At 42.7% G+C, this 5197-nt stretch carries 6 protein-coding genes and 1 pseudogene; all 7 read right to left on the bottom strand.

The features are described from left to right. A partial coding sequence (locus tag B6A27_RS00935; protein WP_139788029.1) for an RHS repeat-associated core domain-containing protein occupies positions 1-1112 on the bottom strand: 1112 nt, incomplete at its 3' end. 281 nt (positions 1113-1393) lie between these two features. Continuing rightward, on the bottom strand, positions 1394-1852 hold the full coding sequence (locus B6A27_RS00940) for a DUF4304 domain-containing protein (protein WP_159719908.1): 459 nt from the start codon (positions 1850-1852) through the stop codon (positions 1394-1396). Between the two features lie 11 nt (positions 1853-1863). Beyond that, positions 1864-3423, bottom strand: coding sequence for an RHS repeat-associated core domain-containing protein (locus B6A27_RS00945; RefSeq protein WP_236631756.1), 1560 nt, complete (start codon positions 3421-3423; stop codon positions 1864-1866). Positions 3424-3593: 170 nt separating this feature from the next. Continuing rightward, positions 3594-3923 carry a hypothetical protein gene (locus B6A27_RS00950; protein WP_139788030.1) on the bottom strand — a complete coding sequence of 110 codons (330 nt, stop codon included), beginning with the start codon at positions 3921-3923 and terminating at the stop codon, positions 3594-3596. A 332-nt stretch (positions 3924-4255) separates the two neighbouring features. Beyond that, positions 4256-4507 carry a polymorphic toxin type 17 domain-containing protein gene (locus B6A27_RS18965; RefSeq protein ID WP_231563707.1) on the bottom strand — a complete coding sequence of 84 codons (252 nt, stop codon included), beginning with the start codon at positions 4505-4507 and terminating at the stop codon, positions 4256-4258. Between the two features lie 84 nt (positions 4508-4591). Continuing rightward, a pseudogene (locus B6A27_RS18560) lies at positions 4592-4909 on the bottom strand (RHS repeat-associated core domain-containing protein); the annotation flags it as partial. A 74-nt stretch (positions 4910-4983) separates the two neighbouring features. Beyond that, positions 4984-5197: YxiG family protein (locus tag B6A27_RS00960; RefSeq protein ID WP_483294906.1), on the bottom strand; the 214-nt coding region annotated here is incomplete at its 5' end.

A 5197-nucleotide genomic window follows, 5' to 3' on the forward strand; every position in this document is an offset into this window, starting at 1 on the left:
TACGCCTTATACCCGTCATCCGCCGCAACTCCCGCATTAATCGACTTCCACACAAACTGCGCATCCGGATCGACCGTCATCACCGGGTTGTTGTTCGCATATGTGTAGCCGTTCTGCGTCAAGATATCGTCCGAATCTCCTGGATCAGGGTCCATAGATAAGAACACGCCATGGGTCGGGTGATAGTACCGGGCGATTAAGTAGTAGAGTCCCGTTTCTTCGTCATATTGGTATCCGGCATAACGATATGGGTTTTCGTCTGCCATCTCACCGGATTTTGAAAGAAGTTGGCCCCATGTGTCGTACTCGTAACGAGCGACCACGTTTCCTTGCGCATCCGTTAACGCGATGACATCGCCATGGGCGTTGTAGTGGTAGAAATACGTCGCCCCGCCTTTTTTCATCGCCAACAGCTGGCCGTTTTCTCCGTATACATACGATTGTACCACATTTCCGCTCGCGTCGGTTTCATATAAGACGTTGAGGCTGTCGCCTTGGTAGTGGTAGTTCGTCACGACGCCATTCACGTTCTTTTGAATGCGGCGACCGTCTTCGTCATATTGGTACGTCACAAACGGCGCGCTTTCGCCTTTTCTTGTAACGGAAACCAATTGATCGGCTTCGTTCCATTCATATCGATACTGGCCGTCTTCTAATCGGTTGCCGTTCGCGTCATACATGATCGTTTCATCGCCGAAACGAACCAACTGATTCGCCGCATTATAATCGGCCGTCGTCGTCGATGATCCCTCTTTCGTTTTCACGATTTTCGTCCGGTTCCCGAATCCATCGTACGTATACTCGATCGTCGTTCCATCCGGCCATTGTTCGATCTTCAACTGATCGAGCTCATCATAGCTGTATACCGTGACGTCCCCGTTCGACGTTTCGGTTCGGGTCCGATTGCCGTTTTCGTCGTAACGGTACATTTCCGCCAATAACTCGGTTCCATCTGCCGTCCCCACTGACAGACTTTTCACCAAGCCGCGGTCGTCATACGTAAAGGTGGCACCCGCTTCATTTCCAGTGGTAAACGTGCGGACATGGCCTCTTTCGTCATAATCCAAACGGTACGTATACGTTCCATCTTGAACAACCGTATTTTGATCCAACGCGTTGTATTGATAGGTGTCGGTTTGGCTAAAGGAACTATGTGAGAATTGGAATTTCTTCCATTTATCCGAGGTTATCGGATAAATGCTTTTCGTCTTTTTCTAAATTTCATTTTCAATCAAAATACGATTGGTTGCCACTCGTAGATTTCCTTCCATAAGCCCAATTGGGTCAAACTTTTCTTGAAAAAGAGAAAAACCTTAAGAGAAATACAGACTCTCCTAAGGTTGGCATACTTACATATACCTGTTACTTCATTCTCATTCGAAATTCAAAACTCTTAACATTCATCAACATCTTCTAATCCAAAATATTTTTTCACGATTAATGGAATATCATTTAAATGATCGCGTTTCTTTAGTTCCATTAACAGATCTTTTTCCGTATGAATCTTGTCGAACATTCCAAATATTTCCCTTTCAATAAACTTTTTCAGTTCGTTCTTTCGATCTTCGTCAGGGATAGAAATCTCAAAATCTAATAATTCCTTGATTCTTGCATTTTCTTTCTCATCCAAGGAACCAAGCCCATGGGAAACATGCTCCTTACAACCATCAAGCTCAAGGTTTTTTATAATAAATCCATAATAAATATAGTAAAAATTACCATATCTTGATTTTAATAATTCTATTACTTTTATAATCTCATCATTACTAAAACTCCACCGATTCCCTTTCTTTTTAAAAGAATGGGCTTTAAACAACTCATCTAAATATTTTACAAATTCGGATTTATCCATTCTATCACCCCTTAATAAACATGCAAGACTGTTTTCCATTTTCCTCCACGTTTTTGTTCAAATATTCGCTTATATTTTTTTAACTGCCGCTTTCCTTGAGCGATGGCTCTAGGATTATACGGTTTTAATTCATAGATCGTTCTCGTATTGAAGTCCACAAAATCTGGACGAACTCCTTGTATCCTATTATATTCTTTAATCCGTCCTTTCTTTGGATCATGCAAATGAGCCATATATTTTTTATGCATCTGTCGACCAAGTTTGAAATTAGATTTTGTGTACTGCCTTCCAACCTTAACAATATACTTCCCTGCGCCTCTAACAAGTTTAAACTTTCCTCCACCAATCGCACCAAGGGCTGTTTTTTTAGCTACGTATTTCCATCCCCGGCCAGTTTTATACGCCTTATACCCATCATACGCCGCAAATCCCGCATTAATCGCCATCCACACAAAATGCCCATCCGGATCGACCAACATCACCGGGTTGTTGTTCGCATATGTGTAGCCGTTTTGGGTTAGAATATCATCCGAATCTCCTGGATCAGGGTCCATGGATAAAAACACGCCATGGGTTGGGTGGTAGTAACGGGCCATGAGGTAGTACAATCCGGTCTCTTCATCATATTGGTATCCCGCATAGCGATACGGGTTTTCGGCTGCTAGGGCGCCCGTTTGGGAACGAATTTGGCCCCATATGTCATATTCGTAACGAGCGACCACATTTCCTTGCGCATCGGTTAACGCGATGACATCGCCATGGGCGTTGTAGTGGTAGAAGTACGTCGCCCCGCCTTTTTTCATCGCCAACAGCTGGCCGTTTTCTCCGTATACATACGATTGTACCACATTTCCGCTCGCGTCGGTTTCATACAAGACGTTGAGGCTGTCGCCTTGGTAGTGGTAGTTCGTCACAACGCCATTCACGTTCTTTTGAATGCGGCGGCCGTCTTCGTCGTATTTGTAGGTCACAAACGGCGTGCTTTCGCCTTTTCTTGTAACGGAAACCAATTGATCGGCTTCGTTCCATTCATATCGATACTGGCTGTCTTCGACCCGGTTGCCGTTCGCGTCATACGTGATCGTTTCATCGCCGAAACGAACCAATTGATTCGCCGCATTATAATCGGCCGTGGTCGTCGTCGATGGTCCCTCTTTCGTTTTCACGACTTTCGTCCGGTTCCCAAATCCATCGTACGTATACTCGATGGTCGTTCCATCCGCCCGTTCTTCACTTTTCAACTGATCCAGTTCATCATACTCATAGATCGTCACATCCCCATTGGACGCTTCGATGCGAGTCCGGTTGCCGTTTTCGTCGTAACGGTACGTTTCTGCCAATAACTCGGTTCCGTTCGCCGTTCCCACCACCAGACTGTTCACCAAGCCGCGGTCGTCATACGTAAAGGTGGCACCCGCTCCGTTTCCAGTCGTAAACGTGCGAACATGGCCTCTTTCGTCATGTAGTAAGTGAAATGACTCATTAATCAACGGTAGCGGCTCGGTTAGGTGTCGAAAAAAAGGGGCTGTCCAATAGTCAATTGTTCGACTATTGGACGCCCCGTTCGGCACATGCCTGGCACTCAATAATGCACTAATTTACACTATCCTAACCAAGGAATCAGACCATTACTTATTTTTACTAATATATGGTTCTATATCATTGAATTCGCTCATCTACAGTAAACGAGCTTCTCCCACCTACACTCTGTTAAGGGGTGAGAGACTTCTCAATAGATATGTTAAATAAAAATGTTGATCATCTTAACCCCTGTTATTAGAAACCGACAACCTTCCATTGTATCTGAGGCCAATGCTTCATCAACGGGATTTCCAAAATAAAGCCACTTATCAGCAATGCTTCTCAACCCTTCTTCTATATCTTCTATCGAAAAGCTTGTGTAGGTACTTAGTTTCACTTCTACCACAAATAAATTTGGATCTTTCCAATATGGTTCGTTTTTTAAAATGGTGTACTTTGTAAAATTCCCCTTAAATACACTTATTACATTTTCTATAATTGAAAAAGATTCATTTTTATCTTGAGTGTATAAATATGATCGAATAAGCAAATTTTCCCCCCCCATACAGTAAGTTTAAGAAAGTCTTTTCAGACGATCCCCTATTTTATCCAATTACTCTTTAGACATCGTATACTACAAGATGATTCACGAGAGGAACAAGTGCCTCCCATGAATCACAAACATCGGCGCTTTGGATTTTTGAATGTCCTTGAAACCGATTCTAGAATCATCGAGGACACTCTAATCTCACCCATAACATTGACTGCCTGTAAATTCTATAATCTCCCCTACATAATCTTTTCATTGATCTCGTATACTGGAGGGTGTAGCTTCTAAGCAGTTCTTAGTCTAACATGAGTTCTCATACGCTAGGAAGATTTTTAATGAGTTATCCTTCCTTTAAGGGAAACATTAAGATGTGAACCATCCCTTGATAAATGTCCCAGCATTTGTTTCCCTCTTTTTGATAATTGTACATCCCATTCAAATGGTTCGCCTTTAGTTCTAGAAGGTCCTTTGGTCCAAATATTTCCGAATCTATCTATATGTCCCCCACCTTTCCTCGGAAGTGGTTGGGATGGTGTCCAATTCTTCGGCGGAACGTATCTTATTTTACCTTTAGTTGGTAACATTGCTCCTTTAAGTACAGATTTCTTACTTACCGAGGCAAAAAACTGTAAATTCAACCTTCCTAAAAACCTTTGAGCCCGTCTAGCTTTATACACCCTATACGCAATTTTGGCACCTTTAAATGTCGCACCACCAACAAGCCCTACACCTACCGCAATCGCCGCAGCCTTCCAACCACCTTTTTTAAAGGCTTTATACCCATCATACGCCGCAAATCCCGCATTAATCGCCATCCACACAAAATGCCCATCCGGATCGACCAGCATCACCGGGTTGTTGTTCGCATATGTGTAGCCGTTTTGGGTTAGAATATCATCCGAATCTCCCGGATCAGGATCCATGGACAAGAACACGCCATGGGTTGGGTGGTAGTAACGGGCGATCAAGTAATAGGGATCCGTCTGTCGTATATTAATTAATAAATGGCTGCCTCATACTACATGGGACAGCCATTTCTGTAATATTAATTTAGAAGTTTTTAACTTTGCTCTTTAAGTGGATAATCTACTAGAAACTCCTCCTCGTTAATCACTATACTTTTTGCTTCGATAAATAATAACGCCTCCCAAAACTCAAGTACAAAATTAGCTGAAGAAAAATATTCACCAACCCAAATTTCTTTTGCTGAACTAATATGAATTTTACCTATTCCATTTTGATAATAATCAATTGAAGTTAGTTCAGTGTAATCC

It is taken from the genome of Anoxybacillus sp. UARK-01 (assembly GCF_002075365.1).
Taxonomy (GTDB): Bacteria; Bacillota; Bacilli; order Bacillales; family Anoxybacillaceae; genus Anoxybacteroides; species Anoxybacteroides rupiense.

Bases quoted from the DNA above. Each gene is read 5' to 3' on its own strand.
- B6A27_RS00940 (WP_159719908.1), bottom strand. From the start codon at position 1,852: ATGGATAAATCCGAATTTGTAAAATATTTAGATGAGTTGTTTAAAGCC.
- B6A27_RS18965 (WP_231563707.1), bottom strand. From the start codon at position 4,507: ATGTTACCAACTAAAGGTAAAATAAGATACGTTCCGCCGAAGAATTGG.